Genomic DNA, 20,958 nt, shown 5'->3' on the forward strand with positions numbered 1-20,958 from the left:
GATCGTCAGCGCGCCAGGACAGCGGCCCCTCGCCGCACCACCATGTCGCGGAAGGCGAGGGCCTGCGCCGGCAGGGTGCGTGCGGGCCACACCACGCCGATGCGCCGCCGCGCCGCGGGGTCGTTCACAGCGATGTCGACCGTGGGCAGCGGGCCGGCGGGAGCGGTCGTGCGAGGGAGGACGCTGACGCCGAGGCCCGCCCCGACCAGCCCGCGCACGGTGTGGATGTCCTGCCCCTCGAAGGCGATCGTCGGGGCCATTCCCGCAGCGGCCCACAGTGTCTCGCAGAGAGAACGCATGCCGTACCCGTGTTCCATCGCCACGTACGGGTCGTCCGCCGTTTCCACGAGGTCCACCGATCGGCGGCCCGCCAGTCGGTGATCGGACGGGACGACCAACACGAGCCTCTCGTCGTACAGCCCGAAGGACGTGTCGGTGCCGTGTTCGGTGCCGAGCGCCACGAATGCGAGGTCCGCGCTCCCGTCCTCCAGTCTGTCGAGGCACCGGGCCCGCGCGCCCTGGTCGAGGGTGAACGTGACGGCGGGATGATCGGCGAGGAAGCGCTTGATGAGCAGCGGGAGCACGCCCTCGCCCACCGTGTTCTGGAAGCTGACCGAGATGCGGCCACGAGTGCGGGCGTCCTGCTCGGTCATGGCGTCGAGCCCGGCCTCGAGTTCGCGGACCGCCCGGTCGAGGAAGGGCATCAGTGCACGTCCCGCAGGCGTGAGGGCGATGCCCCGACCACGACGCTCGACGACCGCCACTCCCAACGCGGCCGAGGCGCGGGCGAGTTGCCGGCTCACCGTCGGCTGCGGGAGGCCGAGGACGTGCGCCGCCTCGGTGATGTGTTCGGTCTCCGCCACGGCGAGCAGTGTCGGGATCAGAGGCAGGAGTGCCTCGGCTTCCTCACGCATGAATCGAACGATACGTCACGATCATGATTGTGCGAGATGCAATGCATTGGACGAATAGGTCGCGTCCGGCCTACCGTCGGATCCCGTGACCATCGACGAGGCGACCGACACCGACTGGGACGGACACACCCGTGGGTCCCGCGAGTACCGCAGGCTCGTCGCCGGGCTGCTTCTCGCCGGTGTCGCCACTTTCGCCCAGCTGTACTCCGTCCAGGGCATCCTCCCGCTCATCGCCTCGAACCTCTCGATCACGCCGTCGCAGTCCTCGCTCGCGGTGGGCTGCGCCACGGTCGGCGTCGCGGTCGCCGTACTGCCGTGGTCCGTGGTGGCCGACCGCGTCGGCCGGGTGCGTGCCATGAGCATCTCGATCGTCACGGCCACCGTCCTGGGCCTCGTCGTCCCGCTCTCCACGTCGTTGCCGATGCTGCTGACGGTGCGGTTCGTGGAGGGCGCCGCCCTCGGCGGGCTGCCGGCCATCGCGATCGCCTACCTCAGCGAGGAGGTGCACCGCCGGAACACCGCGGTGGCCGCGGCCACCTACGTCTCGGGCACCACGCTGGGCGGGCTGCTCGGCCGCATCGTCGCCGGACCCGTCGCCGAGTACACGAACTGGCGCATCGGAACACTGACGGTCTCGATCATCGCCGCCGTGGCCGCGATCGCCTTCCTGCGCCTCGCCCCCGCACCGCGGCGCGCGCTCCCTGCGCGGGATGGCGGCCCGGGGCTGGGGAAACGCGTCACCACACACCTCCGGGACCCCGGCATGCGCGCGCTGTTCGGGCAGGCGTTCCTGCTCATGGGCGGCTTCGTCACCGTCTACAACTATCTGGGCTTCCGCCTCGAGGCAGCCCCGTTCGGACTCCCCCAGTCGCTGATCAGCCTCATCTTCATCGCCTATCTCAGCGGAACCGTCTCGTCTCGCGTCGCCGGACAGCTGGCCGGCCGGTTCGGACGCTCCGCGGTGCTCGCCGGGTCGACGGGCGTCATGATCGCCGGGGTCGCCCTGACGATCGCGCACTCGCTGATCGTCGTACTCCTCGGCCTGGTGGTGTTCACGATGGGATTCTTCGCCGCGCACGCCATCGCGTCCGGATGGACCGGGCATCGCGCGACGGACGGTCGCGCTCAGGCGGCGTCGCTCTACAACCTCTTCTACTACGGCGGTTCGAGCATCGTCGGCTGGACGGGCGGCGTCGTGTATCAGGCCTACGGCTGGTCGGCCATGGCCGCGTTCGTCATCGCACTGGCCGTCGTCGCCGCTCTGTGGGCACTGGTCCTGCGGTCGCCCGGCGCCGAGGCTCAGTCGGCGTAGTCGCCGGGGTCCAGGATGTCGTTCATGTCGCGACGGACGAGCCGGACCATGAGCGGGAGCGGCAGGAACCGGGCCCCGAAGGCGACCTGGCGCGACCGGTGTCCGGTGACGATGCGCATCCGTCCGGACTCGACGTCCCGCACCACGCGCTCGGCCACCGCCTCGGGCGAGGTGGCGTAGTACTTCGCTGCGAACTGCTGGGATCCCTCGGCCCGCGAGATGTTGGTCGCCACGCCGCCCGGATGGACCAGGTGGACCGAGACGGTGGACCCGGCGAGTTCGGTCGCGAGGGCCTCGGTGAATCCCCGCACCGCGAACTTGCTGGCGCAGTAGTCGGTGTGGTTCGGCGTCCCCTGCAGTCCGAAGATGGAGGACACGTTCACCAGCGCAGCCGCCGGCCGCGACATCAGCTGCGGCAGGAAGGCGCGCGTCCCGTGCACCACCCCACCGAGATTGACCGCCATCACCCGGTCGTAGGACGCGTCGTCGAGATGCCAGGCGGGCCGGAAACCGCCCTCGATGCCGGCGTTGTTGACGACGACGGTCGCCGGGCCCACCTCCCGGGCGACGCGGGCGGCGAAGGCCGCGACGGCGTCGCGATCGGCCACGTCGTACACCTCGTGAACACCGTGCCGCCAGAGGGCAGGCTCGTCACCGTCTCCGCGAGGGCGTTGCCGTCGATGTCGCCGAGCGCGAGGACCGCCCCGCGTGCGGCGTAGGCCGCCGCGTACGCGCGGCCCATGCCGGACCCGGCTCCGGTGATCACCACCACCTTGCCTGCGAGGTCCGCCAACGGTCTCCGTCGTCCCACCATCATCTGATGATAGCTGTCATCACATCGCGTCGGAGTGTCGATATGCCCGGGTACTGTGCGTGTCATGCCCGACGTCGTCGTACCCGCTGCCGATCGAATCCACTGGCGCAACGAGTGGCTGGACTCCTGGCAGTCCTTCCCCGTGGCGGGCAACTTCGATCTCGCCGCGAATGCGCACGGGTTGCTGCTCGTCCACAACGACGACACCGTCGACGCGGGCGAGGGATTCGACAGCCACCAGCACGCCGACGTCGAGATCGTGACCTGGGTGCTGGACGGATCACTGGTGCACCGTGACTCGCTCGGGAACGAGGGGACCATCACGCCCGGGTTGGCGCAGCGGATGAGTGCGGGCTCCGGCGTCGTCCACTCCGAGCGGAACGGGGCCGGATATTCCGCCGGGACACCGCTGCGGGTCGTCCAGATGTGGCTTCCGCCGGACGAGAACGGGCGGCCGCCCGGGTACGAGGAGTACGCGGCGGCAGGCGAACTGGCCTCCGGCCGCCTGGTCACGGTCGCGTCGGGACTCGACCGTGACCGCGGTGGCACGGCCGTCGGACTGGGCCAGAGCAAGGCGGCGCTCCACGTGGCGCGGCTGCGGCCGGGCACGCCCGTCACCCTCCCCACCGCGCCGTTCCTCCACCTCTTCGTCGCGCGCGGCACCGTCGAGATCGACGGCATCGGAACACTCGGTCCCGGTGACGCGCTCCGCGGTACCGACACCGGCGGACATGTCGTCCACACGACGTCGTCGGCCGAGATCCTGGTGTGGGAGATGCACGCTCATGCGTGAGTGTTTGCGGTCACACGGCCGGGGGTAGAGATCTGTCCACACGGGTCGCGATGTGGACGTACCCGCCCGGAAGACGGAGAACGAGATGGCCAACGTCGTCATGCTGCTGATGTTCATGGTGGTCGGTGTCGGTTCGGGCGCTGCCCTCCTGCTGCGACCGCCCGTCCGCTAGGGCATTCCGGCGCCACCGGTCGGCGCCGGGCGCCGGTAGTGTTCGCCCATGGCCACTCTCGATCACGGCGACCCCGGCGACGCGCCGTCGATGCCGACGCCCACCGCTCCCGTCACCCACCCTCGCCGGCCGTCCGCGGCGGAGGAGGCGCGCACGGTGGCCGCGTCGACCAACACGGCCACGCTCGCGAGCCTCTCGGCCGACGGACATCCGTGGGCGTCGTACGTGACGTACGGCCTCCTGGGCGGGAACCCCGTGCTCTGCGTCTCCCACATGGCGGAGCACGGTCGCAATCTCGCGGCGGATCCACGGGTGAGTCTGTCCGTCGTCGCTCCGGGCGAGAACAGTGATCCGCTCGCGAGCGGATGTATCACGCTGGCGGGCACCGTACTTCGGCCGTCGGGCTCGGACGTCGAGGCTGCGCGGGAGGCGCACCTGGCGGCCGTCCCGGCGGCACGGTACTACATCGACTACAGCGACTTCACCGTCTGGATCCTGTCGGTGAACCGAGTCAGATGGGTGGGCGGCTACGGCCGCATGGACTCGGCCACGGCGGCGGACTACGCAGCCGCCGTACCGGATCCGGTACGGCCGGTGAGCGGGCCTGCGGTGGAGCACCTGAACGCCGACCACGCGGACGCACTCACCGCGATGACCGCGGCATTCGGCGGATTCCCCGATGCGACGTCCGCTGTGTGCACCGGCGCCGACCGCTACGGACTCGACATCACGGTCACCACACCGAGAGGCGTGTCCTACACGCGAGTCGGCTACACGTCGCCGTTGGCGTCACTCGACGATCTCCGTGCCGCGACGATCGAGCTGACGAGAAACGCCCGCCGCCCCTGAGGGGACGACGGGCGTCGATGGTCGAACGGCTCAGCTGACCGCAGCGTTCCGACGCGGCAACTTCCAGTCGGGGCGGACCCAGTGGCAGGTGTATCCGTTGGGGATCCGCTGCAGGTAGTCCTGGTGCTCGGGCTCGGCCTCCCAGAACTCGCTCGCCGCGGTGACCTCGGTGACCACCTTTCCGGGCCAGATACCGGACGCGTCGACGTCGGCGATCGTGTCCAGCGCGACGCGCTTCTGCTCGTCGGAGGTGTAGAAGACCGCCGATCGGTAGCTCACTCCGCGGTCGTTGCCCTGACGGTTCTTCGTCGACGGGTCGTGAATCTGGAAGAAGAACTCCAGGATGTCGCGGTAGGTCGTCCGGGTCGGGTCGAACACGATCTCGACCGCCTCGGCGTGCGTGCCGTGGTTCCGGTACGTCGCGTTCGGCACGTCTCCGCCCGAGTACCCGACGCGCGTGGAGAGCACGCCCGGCTGCTTGCGGATCAGTTCCTCGACACCCCAGAAGCATCCACCCGCCAGGATGGCCGTCTCGGTCGTGGAACCTACCTGTGTGCTGTCCGCCATGGTGTCTCCTCTTGTCGCAGTAACACTCTGTTCCGACAACGTCCGCGCGCACCGCGTTGTTCCGACGGACAGTTCCGGCGGGCCGTCACGCGACGGGCGGAACCTCGACGGACCTCGTGGGATGCGACTCCTCGATCAGAGACAGCGCGACCTCCCGCAGCGGGCGGTTCTCGGACTGGGAGATGTGGGCGAGCATCGTGAAGGCCTGCACGGCATCGACGTCGAATCGCTCCATGAGGATGCCCTTGGCCTGGCCGATGATGTCGCGACTCGCGAGGCCGTCCCGGAAGTTCTGGTCGTCGCGGGCACTGAGCAGCGCCACCGCGCCGTGGGCGGCGAGCGCGGATCCGACCATCTGAGCATCGGCGTCGAAGGTGTCGGCAGTCCTGCTGAACAGCAGCAACACGCCGAGATCACGTGCCGACGGATCGGTGTAGAGGCGGAAGGCCGCCATCGACTCGATTCCCTTGTCGCGCGCGGCCGCGGCGAAGGAGGGCCACCGCCGCTCGCTGCCGAGATTCTCGGCCACGACGGTGTCGATCTGCCAGATCTCGTTCTCGGTGGGCCCCTCACCCAGTTCGAACTGCACGCGGCAGAGATCGGCGGCGACGTCGTCGGTGCGGGCGTGGATGGTGCGCCGCGCACCGGTCATCACGGTGACGCACGCATGGTCGACGCCGGGCATGAGCTGCGTGGCCGACCGCACCAGGGCTGTCAGCGTGTCGTCCACCGATCGACGGGTTCCGCGGAGAGTGCGGGCCATCTCGGCGATGCTGCCGAGCGCCGACGCCTGCTGATCGACGGAGGTGTCCTCGTCGATGGTGCGGACGAGATCGCCGCGATCGCCGTACGGCACCGTCATGTGTTCCCCACTCTCGACGCCCATGACAACCGACCGTGTCGCGGACCTGTGTTTCCGACCCGGTCCAGAATAGAGCGAGGCCCCGGGGGCCGTCGCGCGACCGCCCCCCTTCACCTCGCGCCGGGTGTCGCCGTCACCTGATCGGCTCGAGCAACCGACGAGGTGCGCGGAGCGCACGGGACACGGTGTTCGGCCGCGGGGTCGCGGTCACACCCGGCCCCGGCGACATGACGACCCGACCGGCAGCGGGCACGGTCCCGCACTGCGGGCAGCTGCCGTGATCGTCGAGCTCACCGCCGCACGGTTCGTGTCGGAACACCCGACGGGGGCCGTCCTGCGCGGGCACTGCTCGTTCACCCCACACCGTCAGCGCGTGCAGCGCGGGCCACAGGTCGACGAGGATCTCGGTGGGACGATATTCCTCACGCCCACCGACACGTTCCCTGCTCAGCAACCCGTGGTCCACCAGGGCCGACAGGCGCTGCGACAGCACTGCCTTCGACATGCCGAGGTGGTGCTGGAAGTCGGAGAACCGGCGTACACCGAACAGGGAGTCCCGCACGACGAGCAGTGTCCACCGCTCCCCCACGATCTCCAGGGCGCGAGCGAGCGAGCAGTCCTGCGCGGCGTAATCCGTTCCCATCGCCATGGCCCGAGCCTACCTCGAACGGTCTGTTGACCGAACCATATCGGCGGGTTACGGTTCGCTCACCGAACCGAAGGACGGGCATGACTCAGCAGCGATCCGCACCACCTCTCGCCCGTCCCCTGCCCGTCGCAGCGTTCGGGACCCTCCTCGCCCTGGCTGCGTTCACGTTTCCCCTGGCGACCATCGGCAGCACCGCCGCGACGCTCGGGAGCGACGCGTCGGGCAGAACCTGGATCCTGAGCTCGATGAGCATCGGCCTCAGTGCCGCGTTGCTGGTGTCCGGCGCACTCGCCGACGACATCGGCCGTCGCCGCACCTTCGTTCTCGGTCTCGTCGTCCTCGCCCTCGCGTCCGCTGTGTGCGCGGCCGCGCCGTCCACGCTCGTGTTCGTCCTCGCCCGCGTGGTCCAGGGCGTCGGGGCGGGCGCGGTGCTGGCGTCGAGTCTCGGCGTCATCGCGCACGCCTTCGAACCCGGCCCGCTGCGCGCCCGTGCCAGCGGCATCTGGGGCGCGGCCGTCGGCGCGGGCATCACCCTCGGGCCCCTGCTGTCCGCGACCTCGGATCGTCTCGCCACGTGGCGCGAGGGGTACTGGCTGCTCACCGCGCTGACACTCGTCGCCGTGGTCGTCGCAGGGCGCCTCCTCGCCGAATCCCGCACGGAGACACCGCGCGGGCTGGACCTGATCGGCGCCGTCGCCCTGTCCGGGGGTCTGTCGGCCCTCCTCGCCGCGCTCGTCGAGGGCCGTGCCGGGTGGACGCGACCCCTACCCCTGGTCCTGCTCGCCGTGGCCGCGCTGTTGCTCGCGGGTTTCGTTCTGCACGAACGCCGGACCGCGTCGCCCATGCTCGATCTCACGCTGCTGCGCCAACCCGCCTTCCTCGCCGCCACCGTCGCCGCACTCGCCACCGGAGCCGGGGTGATCGCGCTGATGTCGTACATGGCCGGATTCGTCGGCGCCGCATTCGGTCTGGACGCACTCCACAGCGCCTTCCTGCTCTTCGGCTGGTCGGCGACGAGCGTTATCACCGCCCTGCTCGCGCGGCGCATACCCGCGTCCGTCTCCGGCCGAACGCAACTGGCCCTGGGCCTCGTCGGTGTCGCCGTCGGGACGGGGCTGTTACTCGGACTGTCCGAGACGTCGTCGCCCCTGCGCCTCGTGCCGGGTCTCGTCCTGGCCGGCGCCGCGACAGGAATAGTCAACGCCGCCCTCGGCCGCGAGGCCGTCGCGAGCGTCCCAGCCGGGCGCGCCGCCATGGGAAGCGGGGCGAACAACACCGCGCGCTACCTCGGCTCGGCGATCGGCGTGACCGTGGTGTCGGTGGTGGTCCTGTCGGCCGGCACCGCGCCGTCCGCGGTGTTCGACGGCTGGAACCACGCCGTGATCGTCGTCATCGCGATCACCGCGCTGGGGGCCGCGGTCGTCGCGGCGACCCGGCCGAGAGCCGCACGCTGACAGCGTCGTCGCGCGCCCTCAGAACGAGGTGCGCACCGCGGCCTCGACGCAGCCGGCGGCAGACTCGTCGCTCCAGTCGGACACCCAGTGACGGATCGAATCGATGATCGAGTTCCAGGTCATGGCCCGACGCTAGAGCCGCGCGGCGCGCGGAGACACAGTTCTGCTCGGCGTGATCGGAAAGGTCACGACGGTCGTGCGTCGACTCCCGTTCCCGGAACGGCATTGCGCAGTTCCCTGGTGTACTCGTGCTGCGGTCGATCGAACACGTCCTCCGCCGACCCGGACTCGACCACTCGCCCGTTGCGCATCACCAGCACCGTGTCGCTGATCTGCCGCACGACCGCGAGATCGTGGGAGATGAACAGATAGCTCAGATCCAGCTCTTCCTGCAGCCGAGTGAGGAGTTCGAGAATCTGCGCCTGCACCGAGACGTCCAGTGCGGACACCGGTTCGTCGAGCACGAGCAGCTCCGGGTGGAGAGCCAGCGCGCGGGCGATGGCGACCCGCTGGCGCTGCCCACCGGACAGCTCGGCGGGGCGCCTGTCGAGGTACTCCGGCGCCAGGGCGACCTGCTCGAGCAGTTCGGCCGCCCGGGCGGGACGCGTGGAGCGTGATCCGAGCCCGAACGCGACGAGCGGTTCCGCCACGATGTCCCGCACGCGCAGTGCGGGATTCAGCGATGCGTACGGGTTCTGATACACGATCTGGAAGCGTCGCCTGAGGGTGCGCAACTCCCTGCCGCGTGCGGACGTGATGTCGTCGCCGTCGAAGACGACCGACCCCGCCGACGGGTTCTCGAGCCGTAGGGCGATGCGAGCGGTGGTGGACTTTCCCGAGCCGCTCTCCCCGACGATCGACACCGTCCGTCCGCGCTCGACGTCGAGCGACACCCCGTCCACCGCCGTCAGGTTCTGCCCACGACCGATGCGGAACGTCTTGGACACGTGTCTCAGCGACAACAGGACCGGCTGCGCCTCGCGCGTCGCACGCGGCAGCCGTACCGACGTCAGAGACGGCGCGGACGCGATCAGGCTTCTCGTGTAGTCGGCGGTCGGGTTCTCCAACACCTCTCGCGCCGGCCCGATCTCGACGATCTCACCGTCACGCATGACGCCGATCCGATCGGCGCGGTCGGCCGCGACCCCGAGGTCGTGCGTGATCAGCAGTACCGAGGTGTTGTGCTCGGCGATCCGATCCGCGAGGTGGTCGAGAATGCGGCGCTGCACGGTCACGTCCAGAGCGCTGGTCGGCTCGTCGGCGATCACCAGCTCCGGCTCGCACGCCAGCGCGACACCGATGAGCACGCGCTGACGCTGCCCGCCGGACAGGTCTTGCGGATACTGCCGAGCACGGAGCTCCGGATTGTCGATCCCCGCCTCGTCGAGTATCTGCACGGCCGCCGCCGCGGCGCTGCGCCGGTCGGCCCGGCCGTGGATGCGGAGCACCTCTGCGACCTGCTCCCCCACTCGCTTCACGGGATTGAGCGACGTGGTCGGGTCCTGCGGCACCAGACCGATGTGCGCACCGCGAAGCTTCTCCCACCGACGGTGTCCCGCGTCGTCGACACGGTCACCGTCGAACGTGACGGTGCCCCCGGTGACGGTGCCCGATCCGGCGAGGAGACCGATGATCGCCTGGGCCGTGGTCGTCTTGCCGCTGCCGGACTCGCCGACCAGGGCGAGCACCTCACCCCGCGCGATCTCGAAGTCGACACCCCGCACTGCCTCTGTCGCCCCGTACGACACGCGCAGACCGTCGACCCTGAGCAGGCTCGTCCGGGTCGTTCCGCCGGCTCCACTCCTGCTGCTCATGCTCGATCACCCCGATCCAGCGCGTGGCCCACTCTGTGCGCCGACAGCACGACCGCCACGATGACGAGACCGGGCAGCGTGGTGAGCCACCAGGAGGTGGCGAGGAAGTTGCGCCCCTCCGACACGAGCGAACCCCACTCCGGTGTGGGCGGTACCGCTCCGAAACCGAGGAAACTGAGCGACGACACCGCGAGCACTGCCATGCCGAACTGCACTGCCGCCAGGGCGATCACGGGTGGATACGCGTTCCGGAGAATGTGGGTCCACAGCACGGTGTGCCACCGCGAACCCGACGCGAAGGCGGCCTCCACGTACAGCGACCGCCTTACGCGCAGCACCTCGGACCGCATCACGCGCGCGAAGCTCGCGACGAGGGTGACACCGACCGCGATCGCGACGTTCACGGTTCCGAAACCGAGAGCGGTGACCAGGGCCAGGGCCAGCAGCAGAGTCGGGATGGACAACAGCACGTCGACGAGACGCATGAGCACCGCGTCGACGATTCCGCCGACAGCGCCTCCGATCAGGCCGAGAATCGATCCCGCCACGAGCGCGATGGCCACGGCCATCAGCGTCGCGCTGAGCGACAACCCGGCACCGTGCACGACCCGGGTCCAGACGTCGCGGCCGATGTTGTCGGTGCCGAACCAGTGAGCGGCGCTGGGTCCCTGCAACTTCTCCGCCGGGACGCCGCGCAAGGGATCCCCACTGGCGAAAAGAGACGGGACGACGGCGAACCCGATGGCGACGATCAGGACGGCCACCGACACCGCCACGCCGATCCTGCCGCCGACGGCCCGCGGGGTCACTCGCCGTCGACGGGACGTCGGCTCGGGCGAGACGCTCGCGTGGACCGTCTCTCGTACCAGGACGTCAGACATGGGCCGGCTCCTTCGTGGGTCGGGTGGTGCGCTGGACGATCCGGGGATCGATCAGGGGGTACACGATGTCCACGGCCAGCGTGACGACCACGAACACCAGCGACGTGAGGACCACGATTCCCTGCACCACCGGGATGTCCTGCGCGAGAACCGATGTCTGCGTCAGTCGGCCCACGCCGGCCCGGGAGAACACGGTCTCGACGACCACCGAACCGGCCAACAGTTCGCCGACGAGGACGCCGGCGATGGTGAACGCCGGCACGCTGGCCAGGCGCAGCACGTGGCGAGTCTGGATCCGCCACCGGGACGCACCCTTCGCCTCGGCCGCGGTGGTGAACGGTTGCCGCCACGTCGTGGTCAGGCTGGTCGCGAGCACCTGCGCGATGACGGCCCCGGTCGGTACCGCCAGCGTGATCGCCGGCAGCACCAGCGATCCGAACCCGCGGTCGCCGAACGCCGGGAAGATCGGCAGCCCGAACGAGAACACCTGCAGGAGCAGGAGTCCCACCCAGAACGTCGGCACCGCGACGCCCAGCGGAGGGAGGGAGAGCAGCGCGGTACGCAACCATCGTGCGCGGGTGTAGGTAGCGAGAAAGGCGAGCCCCCCACCGACACCGACGGCGAGCATCAGCGCGAGACCGGCCAGGGCGAGGGTGCTCGGAACGGCGCCCAGGATCGCGGTGGTCACCGGCTGACCCGTGGAGATGGACGTGCCGAAGTCACCACGGATCGCGCTGGTGAGCGATGTCCAATACTGCTCGAGGACAGGCTTGTCCAGTCCGTACCGGGCCTGCAGCTCGGCGACCGCGGCCGCGTCCACCGGGGTGCCACTGCCGCCGCCGGAATCGACCGCGATGCTCACCGGATCAGAGGGCAGCAGGAACAGCACCACGAAGGAGATGGTGAACGCGGCCCACAGGACACCGATCGCCTGCAGGACGCGCAGGCCGAGGTAGCGAAGCATGTCAGCTCCTGCTCAACCAGGTGTCGAAGAACTGCAGCCGAGCAGACGCGTCGAACCTCTGGTCCTGCACCGACGAGCTCGCGCCGACCGCCTGCGACAGTTCGACGGTCGGGATCCACAGTCCGTTGTCGAGCACCTGCTGCTGTGCGTTCGCCAGGTACTCGCCGCGCTGCGTCGTGTCCGTCGTGCGCAGCTGATCGGTCAACGAGGCATCCAGATCGGCGATCGGGCCACGCTGGTTGAGATTTCGGCCGTCCGCCGCGAACGACGTCCGCAGGATGTCGCCGTCGGCACGCGTGCTGTTGTAGTACGTCGCGTCGAAGTCACCGGCGTTCTGTCGTGCGATCGACTCGGGCACGGACGTCAGCTCGAGCCGGGCATCGACACCGACGTCCCGCAACTGCTGCTGCAGCAACTCGAGAATCGCCTGGTTGCCCGCGAACACGGCGCTGAACAGGATCGAGAAGCTGAGCCGCTGACCGTCCTTCTCGCGGATCCCGTCCGCGGCCGGTACCCAACCCGCACGGTCGAGCACGGTCCGCGCCGCGTCGGCGTCGAAGGTCACGTCGGGCAGCGACACGTAGCCGGGCGTCCTGCTCGCGAGAGTGCTGGTCGCCGGCAGGAAGTTCGGGCCGAGGACGGTGTCGACCAACTGCTGACGGTCGATCGCGGGGACGAGTGCGCGGCGCACGTCCGGGTCGGCCAGTACGCCTCGCGAGACATTGGGCGCGATACCGAAGGGTGTTCCGGGATTCGACGTCGTCAGCACTCGACCGCCGGTCGCCTCGATGGTCGGTGCGTCCTGCGGGAGCGCGTCGCTGACGGCGTCGAGCTGACCCGACGACAGGCTTCCGGTCCGGACGCCCGATTCCGGCACCACCGTGAACTCGATGCCGTCCAGGTAAGCCTCACCGGAGTGACCGAACGCCGGCGAACCCCAGGAGTAGCCGGCTCGCCTGGCCACACTCACTGATCGATCCTGCTGGTAGTCGGTGTACGTGAACGGGCCACTGCCGATGTTTCCGCCCTGGCAGCGCTCCTCGGCGGACAGCGACGTGGTGGCATCGGCCTGCAGTCCCAGCTGTGAGGTCGCCGATGCCTGCAGGAACTGCGCATTGGGCGACGAGAACGTCACCCGCGCGGTCCGCGGGTCGACCACGGTCGTCCCGACGTACCCCGCGAGATAGCTGGCGGCGAGCGGCGCCTTCGCCGCCCCGAGCGTGCCCACGATGGCGTCGAAGTTGTTCTTGACCGACTGCGCGGTGACCGGTGTGCCGTCGCTGAACGACACCCCGTCCTTCAGTGTGAACGTGAACGACGTCGCATCCGCATCGGTCTCCCACTTCTCGGCGAGCCACGGCACGATCTCGCCAGTGTCGGGATCCTGATCGGTGAGTGAGTCGACCACGGCGCGCGTGACGTAGATCGTCTGGTTGGTCCCTGCCTGCGCGGGATCCGAGCACGTCGGCGCTGTGGAGAGTCCGTAGTTCAGGGTGCCTCCCGGCTGAGCGGGGCCGGCGTCGGCGCCCGCCGAACCAGCAGCGCCGCCGCAGGCGGTGAGGGCCGTGGTCAGGGCGACGAGGCCGATCGCGGCACTGACGGCGGGTGTCCGTTGATGGCGGTCGATCACTGGGTCAACTCCAAGAGGTGTGTGTGCAGGAACGAAGAACGGGGGTCAGTTGGTGGGTCGAGTCGTCTTCCGGAACGCACGGGGCACGCCCTCGGCCGGCGGGGCCACCGGGTCGAACAGCGGTGTGTACCCCGCCGCCAGATACAGGCCGACAGCCTCCGGTTGGCGCCACCCGGTGGTGAGGTGGATGCTCTTGTAGTTTCGGACAGCGATCTCCGATTCGAGTTCGGTGAGAACGCGCCGAGCGAGTCCTCGTCGGCGGTGCGATGCGGACGTCCAGATGCGCTTCAGTTCGGCGGTCTGCTCGTCGTGACGCCGAAACGCCCCGCCGGCAACAGGTTCACCGTTCTCGAGGAGCACGATCAGCCCGCCGTGCGGCGGCGCGAAGTCCTCTGCCGGATGGGTGGACAGAGCCGAGTACATCTGGTCGGCGGTCCCGCCGTAGCGGGTGCTGTACTCGATCGCCAGCGCCGCAAGCAGGGGTCGTGCCAGCGGATCGCCCTGGTCGACTCGCGCGACCTCGAGCTGCGGGCGATCGCTGCCGGCCACGGGTGCTCCTTGTCGGACCGAGGTCACTTCTTCGGGAGCCCGGGTGGATTGATCTCCGAGGCCGACACGGCCTCGCCGCCGAGCCCCCACTTGTCCAGCACCTGCTGGTAGGTCCCGTTCTCGATGGTGTGATCGATGGCGTCCGCGAACGCCTCGGCGAGCCCGCTGTCCTTCTTCACCAGGACGGCGATCTCACCCTGGAGCGCCTCGCCCGCACCGGAGAAGGTGCCGATGATCTTCGACTCCCCTGTGCTCGACGAGTGGTACTGCGCGGACGGATTGGGTCCGAGGTACCCGTCGATGCGCTTCGAGGACAGGGCGAGGTAGTAGTCGGCGGCGTTCTGGTAGTAGACGATCTCGGCGGGCGCGATGCCCTCCGCCCCGTTCTGCGTGTTCCAGTCGACGAGCAGTTGTTCCTGGTTGGTACCGGACGAGACACCGATCTTCTTGCCGGCGATGTCCTTGCGGTCGGTGAACGTCCAGTCGGAGTCCGTCGGAACCTCGAGGGCGACGTTGTCGAGGCGGTAGGTGGCGAAGTCGTACTTCTCCTTGCGCTCCTCCGTGACCGTCACGTTCGAGATGAAGGCGTCGTTCTCGCCCGAATCGATCTTCACGAAGTTCTGGGCCCAGTCCGCGGTGCGGCGGTCGACCGAGAGACCGAGGACGTCGGCGAAGAGGCTCGCGAGATCGATCTCGGATCCGACGACGGTGGTGTCGTCGGTGGCATAGAAGCCGAGAGGCGGAGTCGCACCCGCTGTTCCGGTGACGACGAGGGTTCCGCGATCACGGATTGCCTGCGGCACCTTCGCCGCGATGTCGTCCACCTTCTCAGTGTGGATGCGCCCGGACTGCTCGGGCGAGAGATCATAGGAGACACCGGCTTCGGACACCACGGTGTTCTCGGCTGCGGGTTCGCCGCACGCGGACGCGACGAGCGCGAGGACGGCGACGGAGGACAGGACCGACGCGAGGCGACGGGACGATCGAGACATGGGAGAGGTCACTTTCGGGAGAGGTGTGCGTGGGAATCAGAGAACCCGGGAGAGGAACTCTCGAGTGCGACTGTGGGTCGGGGTGTCGAACACCTCTACAGGAGAACCCTGTTCGAGGACGACGCCGCCGTCCATGAACACCACGGTGTCGGCGACCTCGCGTGCGAAGCCGACCTCGTGCGTGACGATGACGAGCGTCGCGCCGTCTGCGGCGAGACCGCGGATGACATCGAGCACCTCGCCCACCAGCTCGGGATCGAGTGCCGAGGTGGGTTCGTCGAACAGGATCACCTTCGGGCGCAGCGCCAGCGCCCGGGCGATCGCGACGCGTTGCTGTTGTCCGCCGGACAACCGCCGCGGGTAGTCGTGCGCCTTGTCACCGACACCGACCCGCGACAGGAGTGCGAGAGCCTCGGGTTCCACCTCCGACCGCGGACGTCGCTGTGCGGACACGGGTGCCTCGACCACGTTCTCGAGCACCGTGAGATGCGGGAACAGGGTGAAGTTCTGGAAGACGAAGCCGATCTGCGAGCGCTGGCGCCGAATCTCCTTCGGCGTCAGTTCGTGCAGTTTCCGCCCTCTGCGGCGGTATCCCACGAGAGCACCGTCCACTCGGACGGATCCGGCGTCGACCTTCTCGAGGTGGTTCACCGTGCGCAGCAGAGTGGACTTGCCCGACCCGGAGGGTCCGAGAACGGCCGTGACCTCCCCCGGCCGCACGGTCAGGTCCACGCCTTTCAGGACCTCGAGAGCACCGTAGGACTTGTGCACTCCCCGTACCTCGACCGCATACCGCACAGTCTCGATCTCGGCGGTCATCGAGTTGCTCCCCTCGGTGACAGCGGCAGCGCAGCGATGCGCGAACGCAACTTCTGGATCGGCGTGAGCGGCACCGTGCGCAGTGCACCCTTGGAGTAGTGCCGCTCGACGTAGAACTGCACCACGGACAGGACGGACGTCAGAATTACGTACCAGACCGTCGCGACCATGAGCATCGGGACGACACGGCCGGTCCGTCCGTAGATCACCTGGACCTGATAGAACAGCTCGGCGATGGCCATGACCGAGACGATCGAGGTGCCCTTGAAGAGACTGATCACCTCGTTGGCCGCGTTGGGGAGGATTCCCCTCATGGCCTGCGGCAGCACGATCGCGAAGAATTCGCGTCGCTTCGGGATCCCCAGCGCCGCAGCGGCTTCGAGCTGCCCCTGATCGACCGAGATGATGCCGGCGCGCACGATCTCCGCCGAGTACGCCGCCTGATGCAGGGCCAGACCGATGATCGCCGCAGTGGACCCGCTGATGACACTGTTGACGTCGAACTCGACGAAGCTCGGTCCGAACGGAATGCCCAGGGACAAACGCTGATACAGGTAGGCGATGTTGAACCAGAACAGCAGTTGCACGATCAGCGGGATCGACCGGAACGCCCAGATGTAGAACCAGGAGATGATCTGCAGGACCGGGTTCTGCGACAACCGCGCCGCCGCGAGAGCGATGCCGAGTGCGAACCCGATGAGGGTGCCCCAGAAGGTCAGCTGGATCGTGAGCCACAGAGCAGTGACGACGGACCGCGCCGTGAAGTACTGAGCGAAGGTGCCCCAGTCCCAGCCGGCGTTGGTCACCAGCCCGTGGACGAACTGTGCGAGAAGGACCAGGGTCGCGACGGCGATGATCCACCGCCACGGGTGCACCGTGCGTGCGACGACGAGGTCGTGATCCGAGACGTCACCGGCGTCGGTGGCGACCGGTCGATCGTGGAGTTGAGTCACCGGCTGCACCGGTGCGTGAGGGCAGCGAACATCGCTGTGCCTTTCGAGAGGACGAAGTGAGGGACCTGGTCAGCGCCGCGTACAGGCGCAGCAGCACTCTCGACACGACTCGAGGTGCAGGCGCAGGACGTGCGGGCGTTGGCTCGTCACAGTGTTCATCGGCGGATCTCCTCCATCGGTCCTGGCGGTAGCACCCACACACTCGAACTCGAGGCGGGTTGCTGCGACGTCGACGAGCCAGGTCTCTCGGTCGCTCTGGATGGTGAGGAAAATGTAGCGCCGACGTCTCGAGACGTCAAATCGCACAACACTTTTCGGCTCAGTCGAGTTCGAATCACGATGACCGGAAAGGGTGACAACCGCACCGACCACGAGTTCGCGGTGGTCACGCGCCCGAGGTCTCACGGCCAGACGTGCGCCGGATCGCCGCGACGGAACCGTCCCGGTCGGTACATTCACGGGGTACACGGTGGAGGTCAGCCGACGACGGATCACCGGTGACGGGGACCGGGGTGCTCGCGTGACGCCACACATCGACAGAGCGCACCGCGGCGCGCGGACGTCGCTCACCGAGTCGCCTCTCGAGACACCCGCACGGCAGGTGCTCGACATCCGGTCGATCGCGATGGGAACGGCGATCACCGGTTCCGCCCTGTCACTGGGAGCGGGCTGGGTGGTGCCCGGGCTGTTCTTCCCCGGCATCGCCCCGATGCTCGCCACCGCTCTCGCCGTCGCTGCGGCCGTGGTGGGAGCCGGCATCATCTGGCGCTCGGGGCGGCTGACCGAACGCCAGTTCGTCGCCATGGGCATGGTGATGCTGTGCGGTACGACGTTCTCCGCGGTGGCGGTGACCGATCCGGCGGGTTCCCTCGCGATCGCCGCGCTGCTCACCATCGTCCCGGTGCTCTCCGCGGCCGCGTCGCCGCCCGCGATCGCGTGGTCGTTCACCGTGGCTGCCGGTGGAGCCGCCGTCGTCGTGTCGTTCGCCTCGGCAGGGTCTGCGGCCATCGCGTTCATCAGTGCCGGCGCGTCCCTGACCATCGTCGTCGTCCCCGTCGTGTTGGTGTGGGGCCTGCGGCGGTCGATGGTGCGGGTGAGTCACCGATTCGACGTGCTCGCGCGCACGGACGTCCTGACCGGCCTGTTGAACCGCCGGGGCGTACTCCCCCGTCTGACGGAACTGCTGGGTGCCGCGGCGTCGCGGCACGAATCGGTCACCACCCTCGTCATCGACATCGACAACTTCAAGGCCGTCAACGACACCCACGGACACACCCACGGTGATCGGACGCTGCAGTCCGTCGCGCGAGCGGTGGTGCTGGCGACTCCGGCGGGCGCCGTCGTCTCTCGTCTCGGCGGCGAGGAGTTCCTGGTCGTCGCCCGCGGTGCACGTACGGCCGATCTCGCGGACCGTGTCCTGCGATCGGTGCGCACACGGTGCTCGGTGACGGTGAGCATTGGCACCACGACGGCCGTGGCCACGGCTCCCGACGGCGCCGCGCTCGCCCTCGGCGACGTGGAGTCGACGCTCGACTCCTTCATCTCCTGCGCGGACGATGCGATGTACCGGGCGAAGCGTCTCGGTCGTGACCGCGTCGAGCACGGCGACACGACTCGGTTCCACCCGCCGTCACTGCTGCGAGCACGGTCGTCCGAGCACCTCCGGTCCCGTCGACGGCAGGCTGTGCAGAGACGCGCGCGCACCGAGGCCGCCGCGGCGGTCGCTGCCACCCTCGTCGCGCTCCAGACCCGCGGACACGGGCCGGAACACACGGCCGTCCGACTCGCGATGCTGTCTCGGCGCCTCGAGAAGGAGATCGACGTGGCGACGACGTCCCGTTCGGATCGATACTCCGCGGCACTGCGCTCCGCGGCCGCGCTCGATCAGAGCATCGGCATGGCGATGGAACACCTCGCGGTGGACCGGGACACCGCGGCGGCACTCCTGCAGTCGGCCGCGCACGCCGAGGGAACTTCACTCGGCGCACTGTGTCGAGCGCTGGCGTCTCTGGCGGACGAGAACCCGGCGGAGGCCGCGAGGTATCTCACCGCGACAGCCCGAGAATCACCGTGAGCGCAACTCTGTCCCGACAGGTCCGGGTTTCCCGACGTGGGACTCACTGCGGATGTGGCCGAGTGGTGAGGCAACGGCCTGCACAGCCGTGCACACGGGTTCGATTCCCGTCATTCGCTCCACGGGGCGCTCAGCGATCGGCGATCACCGTCGCGATGTTGCGTTCGGCGAGCGCCGCGATGGTGAGCGACGGATTGACTCTGCCGGTGCTGCCCGGGATCAGCGCTCCGTCGACGACGTGCAACCGGTCGTGGCCGAGGACGCGGCCGTGCGCGTCGGTGGCTCGGCCCAGCACCACCCCTCCCAACGGGTGCGCCGTGAACGAGGTGTTCACGTCCGGAACCCGCAGGGGCGGATACCCCACACCGATTCCGGAGCGCTCCGCGATGCGGTCGTGCACCGGTCGCAGGGCGTCCGAGACGGCGATGTTGCCGGCCTCCGGCCAGTCGAGCCGCACCGACCGCGTCGACTCGTCCCACACGAACCGCCCTCTCGTCGGGTCCATGACCATGCCCAACGAGCCGATCAGCGTCAGATCGACGGGCGATCCGGGGACGAACCAGTTCTCGAGGGTGAGCGGGGCGCCCGAGTCGTCGGAGATCCTCGACGCCGAGGGCGACGCCTGCACGATGCCGTTGCCCTCCGGGCTCATGCCGCGGACGAGTGCCGCGTCACCATTGGTGCCCCATCCCTCACCGACGTGTTCGTTCAGGTCGGGGAGCAGTCCGGTGTCGCGGGCATGCACGAGAAGCCGCGACGTTCCCATCGACCCGGCTCCCAGGAACAGGTCGTCGCAGGTCACCGTGCGGGTGGAGAGGACCTCGGCGGACGGGTCGAGCAGATCCACGGTCAGCGAATAGCGACCGTCCGCCTCCCTGGTCACGGCGGTGACCTCGTGACGCGCATGGATCGTGCACCGGCCAGTGGCGCGAGCAGCGGCCAGATAGTTGCGGTTGAGGTCGAACTTGGCGCCGTTGGAGTTGCCGAGATTCGACTCCCCGATGATCGCGGACGGACGGGACCGACCGGCCATCTCTCCGCGCACCACGTCCCAGTCCCAGATACCGTCGATGCGCTGTGGTGTGTACCCGGCGCGGCGGACCTGGTGATCCCACACCCGTGAATGCGTGAACGGCAGCGACTGATAGACGTCCTCCGGCATCGGTGCGAGCCGCAGCTCGGAACGGACGAGCGGGTAGTGCAGCGCCTGCATCTCGTCGTACGAGACGAGCCCGGTGAAGAGCTGGTCGAAGAACCGTCGTTCGGGGGCGATCATCACGCCGGTGAACACCAACGAACCACCGCCGACCGCGGCTCCGGACCACACGTCGATGGTGCCGTGTTCACTCACGTCGAAGATGCCGCCGAAGCGGTCGGTGGGAACCGTGGGCAGTCCGGTCAGCGGAGCAGTGCCACCGCGACGCCAGAACGCGCGCCCGTCCGGCAGGAAGTCGTTGGCGAAGATCTGTCGACGCGGATCCGTGGGCCACTGCGACCCGCGCTCCAGGACGGTGACGCGAACGCCGGCCTCGGCGAGGCGCCGCGCGGTGACCGCGGCACCGAAGCCCGATCCGACCACCACGGCCTCCGAATGCGCCGGCGCCGGATCGATCGGTGCGTAGAGCTCGGGCACCGCCGACCGGTACAGACCGTCGAGTATCGGAGCCGCGCGGGACACCGCTCCCGGTCCCGTCGACCCGATCAGGCCCGCGACGCCCATCGCGCCCAGAAACTGTCTTCTCGACCACCGCATGTCGACGCTTCTCTCCACCCGGTGCAGGTGATCGCGGGTGTCGCGGACGGGCAGCGGATGCGCTGAAGCTTCCTTACTCCCCGGTAAGTTGTCCACTTCGCCCGGCTCGATGAGAGGCGATCGGCCGTGACGTCGACGAGTGC

The 20,958-nt window shown here is 69.0% G+C and carries 19 protein-coding genes, 1 tRNA gene and 1 riboswitch; of the genes, 6 read left to right on the forward strand and 14 right to left on the reverse strand.

Annotated elements, in window-relative coordinates:
- Window positions 1-5: 5 nt before the first annotated feature.
- A complete protein-coding gene (locus OHB23_RS18755; protein ID WP_222646114.1) occupies window positions 6-914 on the reverse strand; it encodes a LysR family transcriptional regulator in 909 nt (302 codons plus the stop codon).
- Window positions 915-999: 85 nt separating this feature from the next.
- Between OHB23_RS18755 and OHB23_RS18760 the strand changes: the two genes are divergently transcribed.
- On the forward strand, window positions 1,000-2,226 hold the full coding sequence (locus OHB23_RS18760; protein WP_222638250.1) for an MFS transporter: 1,227 nt from the start codon (window positions 1,000-1,002) through the stop codon (window positions 2,224-2,226).
- On the opposite strand, the gene OHB23_RS18765 is transcribed toward OHB23_RS18760, so the two are convergent.
- A complete protein-coding gene (locus tag OHB23_RS18765) occupies window positions 2,214-2,834 on the reverse strand; it encodes an SDR family NAD(P)-dependent oxidoreductase (protein ID WP_328810138.1) in 621 nt (206 codons plus the stop codon). The two genes, OHB23_RS18760 and OHB23_RS18765, sit on opposite strands and share 13 nt — an antisense overlap.
- 270 nt (window positions 2,835-3,104) lie before the next feature.
- Here OHB23_RS18765 and OHB23_RS18770 point away from each other — a divergent pair, with 270 nt between their 5' ends.
- Window positions 3,105-3,833, forward strand: a complete 729-nt coding sequence (locus OHB23_RS18770) for a pirin family protein (RefSeq protein WP_027504008.1) — start codon at window positions 3,105-3,107, stop codon at window positions 3,831-3,833.
- A 220-nt stretch (window positions 3,834-4,053) separates the two neighbouring features.
- Entirely contained in the window at window positions 4,054-4,854 is an 801-nt protein-coding gene (locus tag OHB23_RS18775) for a HugZ family pyridoxamine 5'-phosphate oxidase (protein WP_328810139.1), read from the forward strand.
- A 30-nt stretch (window positions 4,855-4,884) separates the two neighbouring features.
- Here the strand turns inward: OHB23_RS18775 and msrA are convergent, their stop codons facing one another.
- From msrA to OHB23_RS18790, 3 genes are all read right to left on the reverse strand, one after another.
- Entirely contained in the window at window positions 4,885-5,421 is a 537-nt protein-coding gene (gene msrA, locus OHB23_RS18780; protein WP_328810140.1) for a peptide-methionine (S)-S-oxide reductase MsrA, read from the reverse strand.
- Between the two features lie 85 nt (window positions 5,422-5,506).
- Window positions 5,507-6,307, reverse strand: coding sequence for a GAF and ANTAR domain-containing protein (locus OHB23_RS18785; RefSeq protein WP_261782120.1), 801 nt, complete (start codon window positions 6,305-6,307; stop codon window positions 5,507-5,509).
- 109 nt (window positions 6,308-6,416) lie between these two features.
- On the reverse strand, window positions 6,417-6,932 hold the full coding sequence (locus OHB23_RS18790; protein WP_056447228.1) for a winged helix-turn-helix transcriptional regulator: 516 nt from the start codon (window positions 6,930-6,932) through the stop codon (window positions 6,417-6,419).
- A gap of 80 nt (window positions 6,933-7,012) precedes the next feature.
- Between OHB23_RS18790 and OHB23_RS18795 the strand changes: the two genes are divergently transcribed.
- Window positions 7,013-8,386 (forward strand): MFS transporter, encoded by a 1,374-nt coding sequence (locus tag OHB23_RS18795; RefSeq protein ID WP_328810141.1) that lies wholly within the window; start codon window positions 7,013-7,015, stop codon window positions 8,384-8,386.
- Window positions 8,387-8,571: 185 nt separating this feature from the next.
- On the opposite strand, the gene OHB23_RS18800 is transcribed toward OHB23_RS18795, so the two are convergent.
- The 8 genes from OHB23_RS18800 to OHB23_RS18835 are packed head-to-tail and all read right to left on the reverse strand — an operon-like array spanning window position 8,572 to window position 16,988.
- Complete coding sequence (locus tag OHB23_RS18800; RefSeq protein ID WP_328810142.1) at window positions 8,572-10,200, reverse strand: ABC transporter ATP-binding protein; 1,629 nt, start codon at window positions 10,198-10,200, stop codon at window positions 8,572-8,574.
- On the reverse strand, window positions 10,197-11,081 hold the full coding sequence (locus tag OHB23_RS18805; RefSeq protein ID WP_027504014.1) for an ABC transporter permease: 885 nt from the start codon (window positions 11,079-11,081) through the stop codon (window positions 10,197-10,199). The genes OHB23_RS18800 and OHB23_RS18805 overlap by 4 nt, the downstream gene beginning before the upstream one ends.
- Window positions 11,074-12,045 carry an ABC transporter permease gene (locus OHB23_RS18810; protein WP_222638255.1) on the reverse strand — a complete coding sequence of 324 codons (972 nt, stop codon included), beginning with the start codon at window positions 12,043-12,045 and terminating at the stop codon, window positions 11,074-11,076. Before OHB23_RS18810 ends, OHB23_RS18805 begins: the two co-directional genes overlap by 8 nt.
- Window position 12,046: 1 nt before the next feature.
- Window positions 12,047-13,675, reverse strand: a complete 1,629-nt coding sequence (locus OHB23_RS18815) for an ABC transporter substrate-binding protein (RefSeq protein WP_328810143.1) — start codon at window positions 13,673-13,675, stop codon at window positions 12,047-12,049.
- Between the two features lie 45 nt (window positions 13,676-13,720).
- Window positions 13,721-14,224, reverse strand: a complete 504-nt coding sequence (locus OHB23_RS18820; protein ID WP_328810144.1) for a GNAT family N-acetyltransferase — start codon at window positions 14,222-14,224, stop codon at window positions 13,721-13,723.
- A gap of 23 nt (window positions 14,225-14,247) precedes the next feature.
- A complete protein-coding gene (locus OHB23_RS18825) occupies window positions 14,248-15,216 on the reverse strand; it encodes an ABC transporter substrate-binding protein (protein WP_027504017.1) in 969 nt (322 codons plus the stop codon).
- Window positions 15,217-15,252: 36 nt separating this feature from the next.
- The gene (locus tag OHB23_RS18830) at window positions 15,253-16,035 is read right to left on the reverse strand and encodes an amino acid ABC transporter ATP-binding protein (protein WP_328810145.1); all 783 of its coding nucleotides are present in this window, start codon (window positions 16,033-16,035) and stop codon (window positions 15,253-15,255) included.
- Entirely contained in the window at window positions 16,032-16,988 is a 957-nt protein-coding gene (locus OHB23_RS18835; protein WP_231476123.1) for an amino acid ABC transporter permease, read from the reverse strand. Before OHB23_RS18835 ends, OHB23_RS18830 begins: the two co-directional genes overlap by 4 nt.
- 169 nt (window positions 16,989-17,157) lie before the next feature.
- Window positions 17,158-17,254: riboswitch (SAM riboswitch) on the reverse strand.
- Between the two features lie 254 nt (window positions 17,255-17,508).
- On the opposite strand from OHB23_RS18835, the gene OHB23_RS18840 reads away from it, so the two are divergent.
- Entirely contained in the window at window positions 17,509-19,062 is a 1,554-nt protein-coding gene (locus OHB23_RS18840) for a GGDEF domain-containing protein (RefSeq protein WP_328810146.1), read from the forward strand.
- A 48-nt stretch (window positions 19,063-19,110) separates the two neighbouring features.
- Window positions 19,111-19,184, forward strand: a tRNA-Cys gene (locus tag OHB23_RS18845).
- Between the two features lie 8 nt (window positions 19,185-19,192).
- Here the strand turns inward: OHB23_RS18845 and OHB23_RS18850 are convergent.
- Window positions 19,193-20,815 (reverse strand): GMC oxidoreductase, encoded by a 1,623-nt coding sequence (locus tag OHB23_RS18850; RefSeq protein ID WP_328810147.1) that lies wholly within the window; start codon window positions 20,813-20,815, stop codon window positions 19,193-19,195.
- Between the last annotated feature and the right edge of the window lie 143 nt (window positions 20,816-20,958).

It is taken from the genome of Rhodococcus sp. NBC_00294, assembly GCF_036163995.1.
GTDB lineage: Bacteria > Actinomycetota > Actinomycetes > Mycobacteriales > Mycobacteriaceae > Rhodococcoides.